This window comes from Streptomyces sp. DSM 110735, from assembly GCF_016482685.1.
In the GTDB taxonomy this organism is placed as follows: domain Bacteria; phylum Actinomycetota; class Actinomycetes; order Streptomycetales; family Streptomycetaceae; genus Streptomyces.
Window position 1 is genome coordinate 1 of record NZ_JACYHF010000028.1, and the last position, 17,663, is coordinate 17,663.

Genomic DNA, 17,663 nt, shown 5'->3' on the forward strand with positions numbered 1-17,663 from the left:
TTTTTTTTCACCCCCCCCCCCCCGGGGCCAAAAAAACGGGGGGGGGGGGGGGGGTTTTTTTTTAAACCCCCCGGGGGGGGGGGGCCCGCCCCCCCCCGCCCCCGGGCGCCCTCCGCCCGTTCAGCGGTTGCCGCTCACCCGCCCCTGGAGCAGCCGGGACAGCGCCGCGTGCACGTCGTCCAGCGAGCGCTCCGGCTGGAACGCCTGCCAGTCCAGCGCCGCCACCAGCACCATGCCGACCAGCGCGGCAGCCGTGAGCTGGATGTCGATCTCCGGACTGAACTCGCCCGCCGCGACGCCCTCCCGCAGCACGTTCTCCACCACGGCGACCGCCTCCTGGCGCACCACCATGAGCGTCGACTGCCAGGCGCGGTTGGTGCGCCACAGCTCGGCGACGTAGAGCTGGGTGAAGGCGGGGTAGCGGTCGATGAACTCCAGACCCGCCCGGATCATCGCGTCCAGCGCGTCCACCCCGGTGCCGCCCCCGTCCGCCGTCCGCTCCGCCGCCTCCCGCAGCGAGGCGGTCAGCAGCCCGACACCGTGCCGCAGCAGCTCCTCGAAGAGGACCGACTTGCTCGCGAAGTTGTAGTAGACCGTGCCCTTCGCGACCCCGGCCCGCTCCGCGATCTCGTCCACCGTGGTGGCGGAGAAACCCTGCTCGGCGATGAGCGTGACGGCCGCCTCGTAGAGCTTCTGCCGGGTGGCCTCGCGGCGCGTGCTGCCGCCGGACGTGGCGCTGGTGCTTTCCATGGACCCGATTCTCACAGGTAAGCGCGTGTGCCGGACCGTTCCGGGGAGCTGGGCGATCACAGGCTCAGCTCCGGGTGCAGCCGGTCCAGCGTCCACACCTGGCGGCGCCGGGCGGCGACCGCGGTGAGCGCGAGGGCTCCGGCGGTGAACGCGAGCAGCACCGCGCACGCCTGCCACACCGGTCCGAGCCCGCCGCCCGTGATCAGCCGGCGCAGCGCCGCGACCACGTAACTCATCGGCAGGAACGGGTGGATGGCGTTGAAGAAGCCCGGACTGGTCTGCACCGGGTAGGTGCCGCCCGCCGAGGTGAGCTGGAGCATCAGCAGCGCGAGGACGAGGATGCGGCCCGCCGCGCCGAAGCGGGCGTTCAGCCACTGCACGATCGCCGCAAAACACGCCGTGACCAGGAACAGGAACCCGATCGTCCCGGCCGGACGCGCCATCCGCAGCCCGATCCCCCAGTGCAGCACCGCCATCAGCGCCAGCACCTGGAGCACCCCGATGGCGACCACCGGCAGCCACCCGGCCGGGGCGATCCGCCGCGCCGGGGCACCGGCGGCGAGGGCGCGCCGGTTGAGCGGCGGCATCAGCATGTAGGCGACCATGGCGCCGACCCACAGGGACAGCGGGATGAAGTACGGCGCGAAACCGGTGCCGTAGTTGGGCGCCTGGTGCAGATCGTGCGAGGCGAGGCGCACCGGGTCGGCCATCACGCCGGTGCGCTCGTCGCGGTCGTGCTTGTCGTAGTCGGGGATCTTGCGCGCCCCGGAGTGCAGCCCGCCCGCGAGCTTCCCGGAGCCGTCGGAGAGCCGGTACAGACCGCCGTCCAGGGTGCGGGCGCCCGATTCCGCCCTGCCGATGCCCTTGTGCAGGGTGGCGGCGCCGGACTCGGCGGTCCCGAGACCGGTGTGCAGCTTCTTGGCGCCCGCGGCGACCTTGGCCGCGCCGTCGTTCAGCTTGTTGATCCGGCTCACCGCGTCGGACAGGTCCTCGTGCAGATGCGGGGCGCGCTCGGCGAGGGCGCGGGACTGCGTCTGCAGCGTCCTGAGGTTCTTCCGCATGGTCGTCAGATTGTCGTCCTGGTCGGCGATCACGGTGTTGAGGTCGTCGGCCACCTTCGCCACGTCCTCGGCCGCCTGCTGCGCCTTCTTCAGGTCCGGGCACGCGGGGTCGGGCAGCGGGGCGGTCTCGCAGCGGGTGCGGTGGATCCGGGCGAGTACGTCGGCGGAGGCGTGGGCGGTCTTCGCCGCGCCGGGGGCGAGCCGGACCAGGGTGTCGAGGTTGTCGTCCACCGCACCGGCCGAGTCGGCCACCAGGCGCGCGGTGTCCCCGATCGTCTTCTCGTTGTCCTTGAGGAACGGACCGGCTTTTGCGTAGACGCCGTTGACCTTGTCGGCGAGGGTCTGCGTGCCGTCCGCGACCTGCCGAGAGCCGTCGGCCAGGTCGGCCGAGCCCTTGGTCAGCTTGGTCAGACCGGTCGCGAGCCTGCCGCTGCCGCTGTCGGCGTCCTTCAGCCCTGCGGTGAGCTTCCTGGCACCCTTCTCCGCCTTGCCGAGCCCCTGTTGGAGCGTGTCGGCACCGTTGGCGGCGGTCACCGTCTTGTCGTGGATCGTGGAGAACGACACGAAGATCTTGTCCAGGAAGGACCGGGACGCCTTGGTGGAGGCGGCGGAGCGGACCTCCGCGAAGACGGTCCGGGATATCTGCCCGACGATGTAGTTGTTCGCGTCGTTCGTGCGCACCTGGAGCGCGCCCGTCTCCGGCGAGTCGCCCGAACTGGACGCGATCCGCGCGCTGAAGTCGGCGGGCATCCTCAGGGAGAGGTAGTAGGTGCCGTCCTCCACGCCCTGGCGCGCCTCGGCGTCGCTCACCTCGTGCCACTCGAAGGTGTCGCTGCCGCGCAGCCCGCGCACCAGGTCGTCCCCGGCGTCGAGGTGCTTCCCGGCGACGGTCGCGCCCTTGTCGTCGTTGACGAGGGCTACGGGGACGCGGTCCAGGCGGCCGTACGGGTTCCAGAACGACCACAGGTACAGGGCGCCGTAGAGCAGGGGCAGCAGGAGCAGCGCGACGAGGGCGGCGCGGGGGAGACGCCCCCGCCCGAACCGCCTCAGCTCAAGCGCGGCGAGCCGGGGTGAGCGCATCGGGGTCCGCCTCCTTCGGGGTCTGTGCCTCGGTGTCGGTGTCGGGCTCGGGGTCGGGGTCGGGGTCGGACTGGGCAGCGGTGTCTGCCTCCGCCTCCGCCTTGGTCTCGCTCTCGGTCTCGGTCGAGACGACCACGCAGTCCTCCGGCGCGGTACGGCACACCGCGAGGACGGTCGTGCCGGTGCGGGTGAGGGAGCGCAGCAGGGTCCACACCTCGGCGCGCTCCTCCGCCGAGAGCCGCACCTCCGCGTCGTCCACCGCGAGCAGCCCGGGCCGGCCGACGAGGGCGAGGGCGACGGAGAGCCGCAGCGCCTCAAGGCGTTCCAGGTCCCGTACGGGCGTGCGCGAGCCCTTGGGCAGCGTGTCCGGGTCGAGCCCGGCGGCGGCCAGGGCGGCGTCGGCACGCAGCCGCGCCTCGTGCACACGGTCCGGGCGCGGACGCAGCGCCTCGCGCAGGGAGTCCCCGAACCGCCGTTGCAGCAGCGCCCGTTCGCGCAGATGCTCGGCGACGGTGAGCGCGGGCTCCAGATCGGTGACCCCGGCCATGTTGGCCACGGCGCTGATCTTCCGTACGGCCGCCATCCGCCGGGGCAGCGCGAGCCCGCCCACGACCGCCGTCCCCGCGCTCGGCTTCATCCGCCCCGTGAGCGCGAGCAGCAGACTGGTCCGCCCGGAGCCGGACGGTCCCTCGACCGCGACGAGCGAACCCGCCTCCGCGCTGAACCCGACCCCCCGAAAGGCCCACCCCCGCGGTCCCTTGACCCCGAAGTCCTCGGCCGTGACGTCCACGCCGTCCACAGGCCCCCCTACGTTTTTGAACTGACTGGTCAGTTCAAAAGTATGCCGGACGACGGAACGGGGGGAAACAGCGGGGGTGTTCGGTCTCCGTGTACCCGGCAATGAACCCGGCTCTCCTCGCCGGACCCCCGGAATCGCGCGTCTAGGCTGGCGCGGTGACTGATGAGCGGGAGCAGGAGCACATGCGGCCGTCGGGAGTGTGGGCCACGGCGGTGGGGGTGGCCCGGGTGCGGGCGCTGGAGACCGAGCGGGAGAACGCGCTGTTCCGCGACCCGCTGGCACGGGCCTTCGCCGCGGCGGGCGGTCTGTGGCCCTCCTCGCCGCCACCCGCCGACGAGGCCGCGCGCCGTCGCCGCCTCGGCGTGGCGTTCTCCATCGTCATCAGGACGAAGTTCCTCGACGACCTGCTGCGGGACGCCGTCGCGTCCGGGATTCGGCAGGTCGTGCTGCTCGGCGCCGGCATGGACAGCCGGGCGTTCCGGACGGACTGGCCCGAGGGCACCCGGCTGTTCGAGGTCGACACCGCCGCGCCCCTGGACTTCAAGGCTTCGGTGCTCCGCCAGGAGGGGGCCCTCGCCCGCTGCGAGCGGATCACCGTCCCGGTGGACCTGCGGGAGGACTGGCCACGCGCGCTGGCCGCCGCGGGACACGACCCGGCGGCACCTACCGTCTGGATCGCCGAGGGGCTGCTGATCTATCTGCCCGAGGACGCGGTGGAACTGCTGCTGACCCGCATCGGCGCGCAATCGGCGCCAGGCAGCCGGATGGGGCTGACGCTGGGCTCGCGCGGCGTGATCGAGCGCTTCGGCGCGGACGCCGCGCCGGGATCGGCGGCGTCCCTGTGGGTCTCGGAGATGCCCGACGACCCGGTGGACTGGCTGGCCGGGCACGGCTGGGAGGCGAGCAGCCACACCCTGCGCGAGCGCGCCGCCGCCTACGGCCGCCCGGTCGCCACCCCGCCGCGGGGCGAGGAGGGACCCGGCGGGCTGATCTCGGCGGTCCGGCGGTAGGACGACCGCTGCCCGTCCCGCGAGGGTCCGGTGATGCCCGTCCCGTGAGGGGGCCGGTGACGCGTCGCGACCGGCCCTCTCCGTATGCCCGGCATCGGTGTGAAAGCGCAGGTCGGGACGGATTGTCAGTGGCAGGGGTCACGATGGGCGCAGATGGCATCCGTGCCGTCACCGACGACAGGAGGTTCGTCATGGCCAGTTCGTCCGCGGCTGCCGCCCGGCGACGCACTGCCACCGGCTCCGTCCCGTCACGGACCGGCCCGGCGGCCGATGTGCACCCGGTGGTCCGCCGGGCCACCGCGCCGCCCGCCGCCGTCGCCCTGCTCGCCCAGGCCCGCGGCGCCCTGGCGGAAGCGGTCGCCGAGGAGGCGCCCAACGAGCGCTACGCGACGGCCCACCTCGCCGCCCTGCGCACCGCCGCCGCCGTGCTCGCCGCGCGCGGGCGCCCCGACCCCACGCCCCGGCGCCGCGCCCGCATCCGCAGCGCCTGGGAGGTGCTGCCCGAGATAGCGCCCGAACTGACCGAGTGGAGCGCCCTGTTCGCCTCCGGCGCGGCCCGCCGCGCCCGCGCCGAGGCGGGCATCCGGGGCGCGGCGACCACCCGTGACGCCGACGATCTGATACGCGACGTCGCGATGTTCATCCGGCTGGTCGAGCGGATGCTGCTCCCGCAGCCGGTGCTGCCCCGCGCCCGGGAGGAGGACGCGCGGGGCTGAGGCACGGGGGCCGTGTCCACCTCGCGAGACGCGTTCCCGCGCAGGCCGTCGGGGGTGACCCGGTCGAGGCCGCAGGCAATAGGGTGGACGTGCCTGCTGCCTCCACCCCGCCGGGACGGGCCGGGGAGGCAACCCCTTTCGCGCCGCCGGGCAACGGGCGGTGCCGCGCCGAGGAGTCAACTGCCGTGCCGGACCCGATGCCCCGCGCCTCCCTCCGTACCGCCGTGGTGTGGGACGTCCTGCGGGACGCCCTCGACCGCCAGGTGAAGGCTTCGGGACGGGACGCGCTGGACGTGCTCGACACCGGCGGCGGCAGCGGCCGCTTCGCGGTGCCGGTCGCCCGGCTCGGCCACCACGTCACCGTCGTCGACCCCAGCCCCAACGCCCTCTTCGCCCTGGAGCGCCGGGCCGCCGAGGCGGGCGTCGCCGACCGGGTGCGCGGCGTCCAGGGCGACGCCCACGGTCTCTTCGACGTGGTCGACCGCGGCGGCTACGACGCGGTGCTGTGCCACGGCGTCCTGGAGTACGTCGACGACCCCGCCGAGGGCGTCCGCAACACCGTCGCCGCGCTGCGCCCCGGCGGTGTGCTCAGCCTGCTCGCCGCCGGGCTCGGGGGCGCCGTCCTCGCCCGCGCCCTGGCCGGTCACTTCACCGAGGCTCGGCAGGCTCTGCGCGACCCCGACGGCCGCTGGGGCGACGCCGACCCGGTCCCGCACCGCTTCACCGCCGAGCAGCTCACCGCGCTGGTCGAGGGCGCGGGCCTGAGGGCCGCCTCGGTGCACGGCGTGCGGGTCTTCGCGGACCTCGTGCCCGGCGTCCTGGTGGACACCGAGCCCGGCGCGCTCGACGCCCTGCTCCGCCTGGAGGCGGCCGCGGCCGAGCTGCCCGCCTTCCACTCCGTGGCCACGCAGATCCATGTGCTCGGTGAGACTCCCGGGGCGTCGCGGGCCTGAGGGTGCCGGGTGACCCGCCGCTGATCAGGGGCTTGTCGGCAGATGGAGTACGCCACAAGCCCTCCGATCGAGGGGTTTGCGCCGTATGATCGAGGTACACCGAACCGGCATGACGGGTCGGCCGTTGGGGAATGGAAGCTTCAGCGGGCCGGGACGCCGTGGCGGCTCCGGTTGGTCAGAAGGCGCAGAGGGGCGGGTTTCACGGGGGCGATTCCCTGCCTATCCTGAAAAGACCCCCCGGGTCGCCCCGGCGACTGCACGATGAGGAGGACTCCGTGCCGCTCTCGGAGCACGAGCAGCGAATGCTCGAGCAAATGGAGCGAGCGCTGTACGCCGAAGATCCCAAGTTCGCGTCGGCGCTTGAGGGAAACGGGCTGCGGACGTACACCCGTCGGCGGGTCTACCAGTCCGTCGCGGGTTTCCTCGTGGGTATCGCGCTCCTCATGGCCGGGATGGTCGCGCAGATCATCTGGATCAGTGTGGTGGGCTTCCTCGTCATGCTGGGCTGTGCCGTCCTCGCCGTCACCGGCTGGCGCAAGACGCCCAAGCCGGGCGAGCGCCACGGTCCGGCGGCCAGGCGCCGCCGCCCGGTGCGCCGCAGACGCACCATGATGGAGCGGATCGAGGCCCGCTGGCAGCGCCGCCGAGACGAACAGGGCCACTGACCGCCCGCACACCGACAGACACCGCCCGAGGGGTGACCACCGACTGGTGGCCACCCCTCAGGCATGTCCGCGACCTGGGGCGACGTCCGGGCCCGACACCCCACCGATCCGGCGTCCTGTCGGGGCCAGGACCCAGCGAGACCGGGGGCCAGCCGTGCCCGAGCGTCCCGCCTGGGTTGGGGGACCTTCCCGGGCAGGATCGCGCGACCGCCCGGCGGACATCAGCCGTCGCGCCCCGGCGCCCCAGCCGGGCCGGGCGGGCCCGCGGCGCCGCGACACCGGCCGGAGCACCGCCGACGGGACCGCCGCGCCGTCCAGCGGTCCGTCGTCGCCGGTGACCCCGCGCCCTGCCCCGACCCCGCGCCCTGCCCCGACCCCGCGCCGTGCCCCGACCCCGCGCCCGGCGCCGGTTCTACGAGCCGCCCCGGCCCGCTGCCTCGCCGCCAGGCACTGGACGCACCGGTCGCAGCGCCGCCGCCCTGGCCCGCAGCGCCGTCCAGCGGTCCGTCGCCGTCCACAGGGCGCGAACGGCGGAGCGGGGGGCGAACAGGGCGCGCAGGCGGGTGGACCGGCTCGCGGCGGCGTCCAGGCCCGTGAGCGCACGGCGTACGTCCGCCGCCACTCCGGTGGCCGAACGGGGCCGGGGTGCGTACAGCACCTGCTCCACCGCGTCCGCCACCCGGTGCACCGCCGCCGCGGACTCCTCGTCCAGACGGCCCAGCCGCACGATCCGCTCCGCCGCCGCGCGCGGGGTCAGCGACTCGTCCGGCACGATCCCGTGGTCCCAGGCGCTGTCGGTCAGCTCCCGCCACGCCGCGAGCGTGTGCTCCGCCGCGCCCTCGTCGGTCCTGGGGTGCGCGCCCAGCCGCCGCGAGCGTGCCCGCAGCCGCCACAGCAGCGGCGCCAGCGGCAGCGCGAGGAGCGCCAGCGCGCCCACCACGAGCAGCGCCGCCCACAGCCCGCCCGGAGTGCCTCCGCCCCCGCCCGGCGACGCCACCGCCGAGGACGGTCCGGGACACACCGCCGCGGCGGCCGCACCTGCCGCGCAGCTCTCGCTCGCCGACGCCCGCGCCGACGGCGCCGCCGACGAGCCGCGCGAGGGCAGCGCCGGGTCCGGCAGCGCGCTGCTCGGGGTCTGCCGCTGGGTGTACGCCGGTGTCGTGCCCCGGCTCGGCGTCGGCTCGAAGCGGGTCCAGCCCACGCCCTCGAAGTACAGCTCCGGCCAGGCGTGGGCGTCCTTCAGGCTCACCGACACCGAACCGTCCGCCTGCGGGGTGCCCGGCGCGAAGCCGACCGCCACCCGGGCCGGAATCCCCAGCGTGCGGGCCATCGCGGCCATCGCGAAGGAGAAGTGCACGCAGAAGCCCTGCTTGTCGCGCAGGAAGTTCGCTATGGCGTTCGGACCGCGCCCCACCTGCACCTGGGTGTCGTACCGGAAGCCGCCGTCCAGCGCGAACCAGTCCTGGAGCTTCACCGCCTCCTCGTAGTGGTTCGCCGCGCCGGAGGTCACCTTCTTCGCCGTCCGCGCCACCACCTTCGGCAGCCCCGGCGGCACATCGGTGTACTGCCGCGCCAGCGCGGCAGGCGGCTTCGGCGCGGTGGCCAGTTGCCGCGCCGTCGGCTCCACGTCCAGGCTGGTCACCACGTACGTCGCGCCACGCGTCGTCTGCCCGTGGTCGCCGACCAGGGTCATGCCGACCGGTTCGTACCGCCAGTTGCCGCCGATCCGCACACCGGTCGGCGGATACGGCATCGGCAGCCAGTCCTGCGCGTACCACCCGGCCGCCGAGACGGTCGTGCGCACCGTGGTCCGGCGGACGTCGGGACCGAGCCCGACCGGGGTCGGAAAGCCGTCCGGCACGGCGACGATGTGCCGCTGGGCCGGTTTCCAGGTCGTGCCGTCGAAGTCGTCCAGGGACACGATCCGCACGTACATGTCCGACACGTCGTCGGCGTTGGTCCGCAGGGACAGCACCTGGCGGTCGCTGTCCACGTTCAGCGAGTCGCGCAGCGACACCAGCGGGTTGACGGCGGAGATCATGCCGCCGGTCCCGCTGCCCGCGCCGCCCGCGCCCGTGCCGCCCAGCAGACCGCCCCGCATCGCGGGCAGCGCCAGCGGCACCAGCAGCGCCACGCCCAGCGCCATCGCGCCGATCCGCCGCCCGGTGCGCACCGGAGCCGCCAGAGTGCCCTCACCGGCGCCCGGCGCGCGGGCCGTCGCCCCGAAGACCCGCCCCCACCGGGTCACCCGCTCACGACCCTCCGCGAGCAGCAGCAACAGATAACCGGCCGCCGCGAGCAGGAACCACAGCCAGTCGGCACTGCCCCCGGACAGCCCCGCCGCCACCGAGTACAGCGCGAGCAGCGGCAGCCCGGCCGGCGCCGCCGCGCGGAAGGTCACCGCCAGCGTGTCCACCAGGAGATGCACGATCAGCACCCCACCGATCAGCATCAGCCGGATGCCGTCGGTCAGCGGCGCCGGAGGCGCGTACCGGCTGACGTCCTCCGAACCCTGCCGCAACAGCTCCGAGAAATGCCCGAACGCCTCCGGACCCGGGAACAGCCCGGCGAACCCCTGCTGCCGTGCGAACACCAGGGTGAGCAGCAACAGCGTCACCACGAGCTGCGCCAGCACGGTCAGCGGCCGTGCCAGCGGCACCCGCCGCGCCACCGCGCCCACGCCCGTCTGCACCCCGATGAGCAGCGCCGCCACCACCAGCCAGACGGGACCGTCCACCAGCGGCAGCAGTGAACACGCCGTCATCAGCGTGGCAGCCGCCGCGCACCCCGCGAGCCGCGCCCGCCCGCTCATCCCCCCGCCCTTCCGCTCGGCGTGACCAGACCGGAGCGCTCCCGGTCGGCCCGCCGCCACAACTCGTCCAGCGAGGCACCGCGCGGCACACCCAGCGCCGTCCAGCCCGCCTCGCGCAGCACCCGCAGCCGCTCCTCGCACGGGTCGCCCGGACCCGCCGCCGCGGCCGGATCGCGCGTCCACACCCCCGGGTCCATGACGAAGGCCAGCGCCGCCCCGCTGCGCCGCCGCATCCGCGCCACCGTGCGCACCTGCTCCTCGTCGAGATCGCCGAGCAGCGCGACCAGCAGCCCCTCGTCCCCGGCGCGCAGCGCGTCGTACGCCCGTGTCAGGCCCGTGCCCTCCGAGTGGTCGACCACCGCGAGGGTGTCCATCATCAGCCCCGAGGACGCCGCCGTCTCCTGACCCGTGCCCGGGAACCCGCCGCCGCCCTCGCCGGGCACCGTCGCCCCCGTGTCCAGGAGCAGCCGCACCGAGAAACCGCGCTCCATCATGTGCGCGAGGACCGACGCGGCGGCGGAGACCGCCCACTCGAAGGCCGAACCGGGGCCCGCGTCCTCGTAGCCGACGGCGCGGGTGTCCAGCAGCACCGTGCAGCGGGCCCGCCGGGGCTGCTCCTCACGACGCACCATCAGTTCGCCGTGGCGCGCGGTGGACCGCCAGTGCACCCGGCGCAGATCGTCGCCGTAGCGGTAGCCGCGCGGGATCACGTCGTCGTCCCCGGCGACCGCCAGCGAACGCCGCCGCCCGTCGCCGTACCCCTGCGCCTCGCCGCCCAGGCGCACCGGCGCCAGCGGCTCCACGCGCGGGACGACCGTCAGCGTGTCGTGCGCCGGGAAGGAGCGGGTCAGCTCGCACATGCCGAAAGGATCGCTCAGCCGCAACTGCAGCGGCCCCAGCGGATAACGCCCGCGCAGATCCGAACGGACCCGGTAGGACACCTCGCGGCGCCCGCCCGGCTCGATCCGGTCCAGGACGAAGCGAGGCCGGGGCCCGAGCACGTACGGCACCCGGTCCTGGAGCATCAGCAGCCCGGTCGGCAACCGGGAGACGTTGTCCACGGCGAGGCTCACCCGCGCCTCGGCGCCCGCCGGGACGCGCCCGGGGGAGAGGTGGCGCTCGGACGCCACCCGGTGCCTGGTGCGGTGCACCACGCCCGCGCAGATCAGCGGCAGCGCGGCGAGCAGCAGCCCGACCCGCAGCAGATCGCTCTGCCCGAGCACGTACGCGCACACCGAGGCGGCGATGCCCGCCGCCAGGAAGGAGCGGCCCCGGGTGGTCAGCCCCGCCAGGGCCGTACGGAGCCCGGCCGCCGGGCCCGGCGTCCGCTCCGGCCCCCCGGCGGACATCACAGACCCCGCGGAGGCTGCTGGGGATAGGCGGGCACGGACCGGCCGAGACCGCCGAAGGCTCTCTCCCGCTGCGCGGCCGAGGGCACGGCGGTGTGCCGCAGGATCTCCAGCACGACCTGCTCGGCCGTACGACCGCTCATCTGCGCCTCGGTGGTGGGCAGCAGCCGGTGCGCGAGCACGGCCACGGCCAGCTCCTGCACGTCGTCCGGCAGCGCGTACTCCCGGCCGGACAGGGCCGCCGACGCCTTCGCCGCGCGCAGCAGATGCAGCGTCGCGCGCGGGGAGGCGCCGAGTCTGAGGTCGGGGTGGGAGCGGGTGGCGGAGACCAGCTCCACCGCGTACCGCCGGACGGCGTCCGAGACGTGGACCTCGCGGACCGCCTCGATCAGCTTCACGATGTCGTGCGCGTGCGCCACCGGCTCCAGGTCCTCCAGCGGGGAGACCCCGCCGTGCACGTCCAGCATCCGCAGCTCGGCCTCGATGCTCGGATAGCCCACCGACACCCGCGCCATGAACCGGTCGCGCTGCGCCTCGGGCAGCGGATACGTGCCCTCCATCTCGACCGGGTTCTGCGTCGCCACCACCATGAAGGGGCGCGGCAGTTCGTAGCTCTGCCCGTCGATGGTGACCTGGCGCTCCTCCAGCGACTCGAGCAGCGCCGACTGGGTCTTGGGCGAGGCGCGGTTGATCTCGTCGCCGATCACGATCTGCGCGAAGATCGCACCCGGCTTGAACTCGAAGTCACGGCGCTGCTGGTCCCAGATCGACACCCCGGTGATGTCCGAGGGGAGCAGATCGGGCGTGAACTGGATACGCCGCACGGTGCAGTCGATGGACCGCGCCAGCGCCTTGGCCAGCATGGTCTTGCCCACGCCCGGGACGTCCTCGATCAGCAGATGCCCCTCGGCGAGCAGTACGGTCAGCGAAAGCCGTACGACCTCGGGCTTGCCCTCGATCACGTCCTCCACCGAACGGCGCACCCGCTCCACCGTCGCCGTCAGATCACTGAGGCTCGCTCGATCGTCATAGGTCGTCACCCGGCCCTCCTCGGCCCGTTCTCACAAGGGCCGGGGCCCGCGACACCTCGCGACGCGGCTCCGGCCCACCCCGAAACACGGACACCGTGCGGAAACCAGATCCGCGCGCCGTCACACCCGCATTCTTGCCGCCGTTATCGATTCGTGTCACGGCCTGTGGACAACTGCCCGGCACGGGCCTGTGGACAACGCCCTGCCCGATGCCGGTCTTGCACCCTTTGGCCACGCCATACGGGACCGGTCATCCGCCGCCGGGTGGGCTGCCCGTCGCCGGGTGGGCTGCCCGCCGCCGGATCGGTCATCCGTCGCCTGCCCGGACACTTGCTGCCGGTCCTGGCTGCCCGCGACGGACCGGCTGCCCGTCGTCGGATCCGCCGTCCGTCACCGGACCTGGTCACCCGCCGCCCGCGCGGCCACTTGCTGCGGGCGTGGCCACCGGCCGCTGGATCGGCCGACCGCCGTCGGATCGGCCGCCCGCCGCCTGACCGGCCCACTCGCTGCCGAGCGTGGCCACCCGGTGCCGGATCGGCGATCCGGTGCCGGGCTGGTCGCCAGCCGTCGGATCGGCCGCCCGTCGCCGGACCAGCCGCCCGTCGTCGTATCGGCCATCCGTCACCTGACCGGCCACCAGTCGCCGGATCCGATCGCCTGCCGCCGGGTAAACCACCCGCCGCCTGACCGGCCACCCGTTGCCCGAGCAGCCACTCCGCGCCAGTCCGGCCAGCCACCCGCCCCCTCCCCCTGATGGAGAGGAGTGGGGCGGCGGGCAGCGGTCGGCAGACCTCAGGCAGACCTCAGGCGGACGCCGAGTCGGAGGCTCGCTCATCCGTCGGGTCGATCTCGCGGAGCAGCCCGCTGCGTACGTCGAAGACGAAGCCGCGTACGTCGTCGGTGTGCGGCAGGAACGGTGAGGTGCGTACCCGCTGCATCGACTGGCGCACGTCCTGGTCCACGTCACGGAACGCCTCCACCGCCCAGGCCGGGCGCTGGCCCACCTCCATCTCCAGCTCGTGCCGGAACTCCTCGGTGAGGGACTCCAGACCGCAGTTGGTGTGGTGGATGAGCACGACGCTCTGCGTGCCGAGCGCCCGCTGACTGATGGTCAGGGAGCGGATCACGTCGTCGGTGACGACGCCGCCCGCGTTGCGAATGGTGTGGCAGTCGCCCAGCTCCAGACCGAGCGCCGCGTGCAGATCGAGGCGGGCGTCCATACAGGCCACCACGGCCACGCGCAGCACGGGGCGCGCGTCCATGCCGGGATCGCTGAAGCCCGCGGCGTACTGCTCGTTGGCGTCGACCAGGCGGTCCGTCACGCTGCCGTCGCCCTTTATGGCGCCCTCGGGTCCGGTGGGAACTGCTGCGGAAGTCGTCATGGTCTCGACGTTACTGGTCACCCGCCTCCCCGGCCTGCTGTGAGAGGGGACAAAGAACGCCATCGTGGCTTGTTGTGAGCTAACCCACACGGAGCGCCAACCTCGGCCGGACGGGTGAGGCCGAGCCGATCACCGCTCCGGCGTCGAAGCCGTACGCGACGCGCAGGCCGGTTGATTGACCGCGACACAGGGTGGACTAAAGTGACGCGAAGCGGGAGGCCCGGCTCTTCCCGCTGGTGAAACCACAAGGAGACGGCACGGCACCCACCCGGACCGCTCTCCCCGCGTGCGCGGCGCGTACGTACGGCTCGGCCCCCTCCCGCTCCCGGTCGGCTGACGCCTCCGGCGCAGGCCGGTCTCCCCTACATGGAGCAGCGGGCGGGGACCCGGCGGTGCGTGCGCCCGCCAGAACTGAGAGGCTCCCTTGACCGAGAGTCGACACGTCCCGGTGATGCTCCAGCGGTGCCTGGATCTGCTGGCACCCGCGCTGGAGCGACCGGGAGCGGTGGTCGTCGACTGCACCCTCGGCCTCGGGGGCCACAGCGAGGCACTGCTGACCCGCTTCCCCGAGGCCCGGCTGATCGGCCTCGACCGGGACAAGGAGGCGCTGCGCCTCTCCGGTGAACGCCTCGCCCCCTTCGGCGACCGCGCCACCCTCGTGCACGCCGTCTACGACGAACTCCCCGAGGTGCTCGACCGCCTCGGCATCCCGGACGTCCAGGGCGTCCTCTTCGACCTCGGCGTCTCCTCCATGCAACTGGACGAGGCCGACCGGGGCTTCGCCTACGCCCAGGACGCGCCCCTGGACATGCGCATGGACCAGACGACCGGCATCAGCGCCGCCGAGGTCCTCAACACCTACCCCGCCGGTGAACTGGTGCGCATCCTGCGCGCGTACGGCGAGGAGAAGCAGGCCAAGCGGATCGTCTCGGCCGTCGTCCGCGAGCGCGAGAAGGAGCCGTTCACCAACAGCGCCCGCCTGGTCGAACTCATCCGCGACGCCCTGCCGCAGGCCGCCAAGCGCACCGGCGGCAACCCGGCCAAGCGCACCTTCCAGGCGCTGCGCATCGAGGTCAACGGCGAACTCTCCGTCCTGGAGCGGGCGATCCCGGCGGCCGTGAAGGCCATCGGCGTCGGCGGACGCGTCGCCGTCCTCTCGTACCACTCGCTGGAGGACCGGCTGGTCAAGCAGGTCTTCGCGGCCGGAGCGGCCAACACCGCGCCCCCCGGGCTGCCCGTCGTGCCCGAGCGCTACCAGCCCCGGCTCAAGCTGCTCACGCGCGGCGCCGAACTCCCCACCGAGGAGGAGATCGCCGAGAACCGCCGGGCAGCTCCCGCCCGGCTGCGCGGTGTCGAGCGGATCAGGGAGGACGCCGAGTGAGCGGACGGGGCCGACCGGGCGCGGGGACCCTGCGGAGGGCCCGTGGGCGCTGAATCCGAACTGCGAGGGCGGGCCGCACGGCTCGCCCGGCTCTTCCCGACGGGCCGTGCCCGCGCCGCCCGTACCCCCTTCGTGTTCCTCGTCGTGCTGCTCCTCGGCGGCGGTCTGCTCTGCCTGCTGATGCTCAACTCCGCGCTCAGTGAGGGGTCGTTCCAGCTCGACGACCTCCAGAAGCGCACCAAGAACCTCACCGACGAGGAGCAGGCGCTCCAGCGGGACATCGACTCCTACTCCTCCCCGGACGCCCTTCAGCGCCGGGCCCGTGAACTCGGCATGGTCCCCGGCGGCGACCCCGCCTTCCTCGGCCCCGACGGCAGCGTCAAGGGCGTCCCGAGCGCCGCCCCCACCCCCGCCGTGCTGAGCGGCCCGCGCGCGCCCGAGGCGATGACCTCGGGCACCGCCCCGAGCGGCAGCCCCACCGGCAGCCCGCCCCCGACCACCTCCGCACCGGCGTCCGCCTCGACGCCCGCTCCCAAGGCGACCCCCGCTCCCAAGGCGACTCCCGCCCCCAAGGCGGGCGCGACTCCCCGAGCGACCCCCGCCCCCAGGGCGACCCTGTCCGCGCAGAACCGGACCCGCACCACCCAGCCCGCCTCCACTCCGACCCACGGCAGGTGACGGAAGTGTCCGACAGGCAAACGCCGCGTCGCCGCGTGCCCGGGGCCGCCGGACCGCCCCGCCCCCGCGGCGCCGCCACCCGGCGCCAGCCGGGGCGCCCCGGCCCCGGCGCCCGCCCGGCCCGCCGCCCGTCCGGACCCCGGACCCCGTCCCGCCCCGCCTTCCGGCTCGGCAGCCCGCGCCCCCGGCTGCGCCTGGTCGGTCTCGCCTTCACCCTGGTGCTGTCCGCGTTCGTGGTCCGGCTGCTCCAGGTCCAGGCGGTGGACGCCAGCACCTACACCGCCAAGGCCGAGCAGAACCGCTACGTCGTGCACACCCTGGCCGCCGAGCGCGGCCGGATCACCGACCGCTCCGGGGTGGCCCTCGCCGTCAGCGAGGACGCCTACGACATCACCGCCGACCCCATGATGTTCCAGCCCGAGCAGCTCAAGGTCTCCGACGGACCCGAGCAGGCAGCCGCCCTGCTCGCCCCGATCCTGAACGAGGATCAGGCCACGCTCGTCAAGAAGCTCCGCCCCGCCGACAAGGAGTCGCGCTACGCCCGGCTCGCCACCCGGCAGACCCCGCAGGTCTGGAAGCAGATCAAGGACCTCAAAGCAGCCCTCGCCAAGAAGTCCGGCATCGCCAACGTGCTCGCGGGCGTCTTCGCCGACCCCAGCAGCCAGCGCGTGTACCCCAACGGCGACCTCGCCGCCGGGATACTGGGCTGGGTCAACAGCGAGGGCAAGGGCGGCGGCGGCATCGAGCAGCAGTTGAACAAGCAGCTCACCGGCAAGGACGGCAAGATCCGCTACGCCCAGTCCGGCGGTCGCGAGGTGCCCACCGCGGGCTCCACCGAGACCCCCGCCGTCTCCGGCAGCGACATCGAGCTGACCATCGACCGCGACATCCAGTGGGCGGCGCAGAACGCCATCTCCCAGCAGGTCAGGAAGTCCAAGGCGGACCGGGGTTACGTCGTCGTCCAGGACACCCGCACCGGTCAGATCCTCGCCATGGCCAACTCGCCCGGCTTCGACCCCAACGACCTGTCCAAGGCGAACTCCGCCGCCATGGGCAACGCGGCCCTCCAGGACGCCTACGAACCCGGCTCGACTGCCAAGGTGATGTCCATGGCCGCCGTCCTGGAGGAGAACGCGGCCACCCCGCTCACCCATGTCGTCGTACCCAACCGGCTGCACCGCGGCGACCGGCTCTTCCAGGACGACGTGGACCACGCCACCTGGCACCTCACCCTCAACGGCGTGCTCGCCAAGTCCAGCAACATCGGCACCATCCTCGCCACCGGACAGCTCGGCAAGACCCAGCGCGCGGCCAACGACACGCTCTACTCGTACCTGCGCAAGTTCGGCATCGGCCGCTCCACCGGACTCGGCTTCCCCGGCGAGACCCCGGGCATCCTGGCGCCCGCCGCCAAGTGGTCCACCTCGCAGCAGTACACGATCCCTTTCGGCCAGGGCTTCTCCATCAACGCCGTCCAGGCGGCGTCCGTGTACTCGACCATCGCCAACGGGGGAGTGCGCGTCGCGCCCACCCTGGTGCGCGGCACCAAGGGCGCCGACGGGCGCTTCACCCCCGCGCCGCAGCCCGGGAAGACCCGGGTGGTCAGCGACAAGACCGCCCGCACCGTCGCCCAGATGCTGGAGTCCGTGGTCGACGACGAACAGGGCACCGGCATCAAGGCGCGCATCCCCGGCTACCGCGTCGCGGGCAAGACCGGTACCGCCAACCGCGTGGATCCGGCCACCGGGAGGTACCACGGATACACCTCCTCCTTCGCCGGATTCGCCCCCGCCGACAAGCCCCGCGTCACGGTCTACTGCGCCATCCAGAACGCCACCTCCGGCAGTTACTTCGGCGGACAGATCTGCGGACCCGTCTACAAGCAGGTGATGGAGTTCGCGCTGAAGACCCTCCAGGTCCCGCCGACCGGCGCGAAGCCCGCGAACCTGCCCGTCACCTACCAGCCCTGACCGGCCGCGACAGCCCACCGGGCCCC

At 73.8% G+C, this 17,663-nt stretch carries 15 protein-coding genes; 7 read left to right on the forward strand and 8 right to left on the reverse strand.

All coding sequences use genetic code 11. The features are described 5' to 3' along the window. Positions 1–120 precede the first annotated feature (120 nt). Genes IF655_RS28315 through IF655_RS28325 form a run of 3 tightly spaced genes read right to left on the reverse strand, consistent with a single transcriptional unit; the run spans position 121 to position 3,690 of the window. Positions 121–750 carry a TetR/AcrR family transcriptional regulator gene (locus IF655_RS28315; protein WP_199587991.1) on the reverse strand — a complete coding sequence of 210 codons (630 nt, stop codon included), beginning with the start codon at positions 748–750 and terminating at the stop codon, positions 121–123. A gap of 56 nt (positions 751–806) precedes the next feature. Next, positions 807–2,891: a YhgE/Pip domain-containing protein gene (locus IF655_RS28320; RefSeq protein WP_199587992.1), complete on the reverse strand. Its 2,085-nt coding sequence runs from the start codon at positions 2,889–2,891 to the stop codon at positions 807–809. Then, positions 2,863–3,690, reverse strand: a complete 828-nt coding sequence (locus IF655_RS28325) for an ATP-binding cassette domain-containing protein (RefSeq protein WP_199587993.1) — start codon at positions 3,688–3,690, stop codon at positions 2,863–2,865. Before IF655_RS28325 ends, IF655_RS28320 begins: the two co-directional genes overlap by 29 nt. A 197-nt stretch (positions 3,691–3,887) precedes the next feature. Here IF655_RS28325 and IF655_RS28330 point away from each other — a divergent pair, with 197 nt between their 5' ends. The 4 genes from IF655_RS28330 (at position 3,888) to IF655_RS28345 (ending at position 7,034) form a co-directional block, all read left to right on the forward strand. Beyond that, on the forward strand, positions 3,888–4,700 hold the full coding sequence (locus tag IF655_RS28330; RefSeq protein ID WP_307815093.1) for a class I SAM-dependent methyltransferase: 813 nt from the start codon (positions 3,888–3,890) through the stop codon (positions 4,698–4,700). Between the two features lie 191 nt (positions 4,701–4,891). Further along, positions 4,892–5,416, forward strand: coding sequence for an SAV_6107 family HEPN domain-containing protein (locus IF655_RS28335; RefSeq protein WP_199587994.1), 525 nt, complete (start codon positions 4,892–4,894; stop codon positions 5,414–5,416). Positions 5,417–5,601: 185 nt separating this feature from the next. Next, a complete protein-coding gene (locus tag IF655_RS28340) occupies positions 5,602–6,369 on the forward strand; it encodes a bifunctional 2-polyprenyl-6-hydroxyphenol methylase/3-demethylubiquinol 3-O-methyltransferase UbiG (RefSeq protein WP_199587995.1) in 768 nt (255 codons plus the stop codon). Positions 6,370–6,644: 275 nt separating this feature from the next. Beyond that, on the forward strand, positions 6,645–7,034 hold the full coding sequence (locus IF655_RS28345; protein WP_199587996.1) for a DUF3040 domain-containing protein: 390 nt from the start codon (positions 6,645–6,647) through the stop codon (positions 7,032–7,034). Between the two features lie 412 nt (positions 7,035–7,446). On the opposite strand, the gene IF655_RS28350 is transcribed toward IF655_RS28345, so the two are convergent. The 5 genes from IF655_RS28350 to IF655_RS28370 form a co-directional block, all read right to left on the reverse strand. Then, complete coding sequence (locus IF655_RS28350; protein ID WP_199587997.1) at positions 7,447–9,846, reverse strand: DUF3488 and transglutaminase-like domain-containing protein; 2,400 nt, start codon at positions 9,844–9,846, stop codon at positions 7,447–7,449. Then, positions 9,843–11,195: a DUF58 domain-containing protein gene (locus IF655_RS28355; RefSeq protein WP_199587998.1), complete on the reverse strand. Its 1,353-nt coding sequence runs from the start codon at positions 11,193–11,195 to the stop codon at positions 9,843–9,845. Before IF655_RS28355 ends, IF655_RS28350 begins: the two co-directional genes overlap by 4 nt. Further along, positions 11,195–12,235: a MoxR family ATPase gene (locus IF655_RS28360; protein WP_199587999.1), complete on the reverse strand. Its 1,041-nt coding sequence runs from the start codon at positions 12,233–12,235 to the stop codon at positions 11,195–11,197. The genes IF655_RS28355 and IF655_RS28360 overlap by 1 nt, the downstream gene beginning before the upstream one ends. 394 nt (positions 12,236–12,629) lie before the next feature. After that, complete coding sequence (locus IF655_RS28365) at positions 12,630–12,851, reverse strand: hypothetical protein (protein ID WP_199588000.1); 222 nt, start codon at positions 12,849–12,851, stop codon at positions 12,630–12,632. A 178-nt stretch (positions 12,852–13,029) separates the two neighbouring features. Then, entirely contained in the window at positions 13,030–13,608 is a 579-nt protein-coding gene (locus IF655_RS28370; protein WP_199588001.1) for a carbonic anhydrase, read from the reverse strand. A 424-nt stretch (positions 13,609–14,032) separates the two neighbouring features. Between IF655_RS28370 and rsmH the strand changes: the two genes are divergently transcribed. Genes rsmH through IF655_RS28385 form a run of 3 tightly spaced genes read left to right on the forward strand, consistent with a single transcriptional unit; the run spans position 14,033 to position 17,637 of the window. Then, on the forward strand, positions 14,033–14,989 hold the full coding sequence (rsmH, locus tag IF655_RS28375; RefSeq protein ID WP_199588002.1) for a 16S rRNA (cytosine(1402)-N(4))-methyltransferase RsmH: 957 nt from the start codon (positions 14,033–14,035) through the stop codon (positions 14,987–14,989). Between the two features lie 42 nt (positions 14,990–15,031). Beyond that, entirely contained in the window at positions 15,032–15,667 is a 636-nt protein-coding gene (locus IF655_RS28380; protein ID WP_199588003.1) for a septum formation initiator family protein, read from the forward strand. 5 nt (positions 15,668–15,672) lie between these two features. Beyond that, positions 15,673–17,637, forward strand: coding sequence for a penicillin-binding protein 2 (locus IF655_RS28385; protein WP_307815092.1), 1,965 nt, complete (start codon positions 15,673–15,675; stop codon positions 17,635–17,637). Positions 17,638–17,663 lie beyond the last annotated feature (26 nt).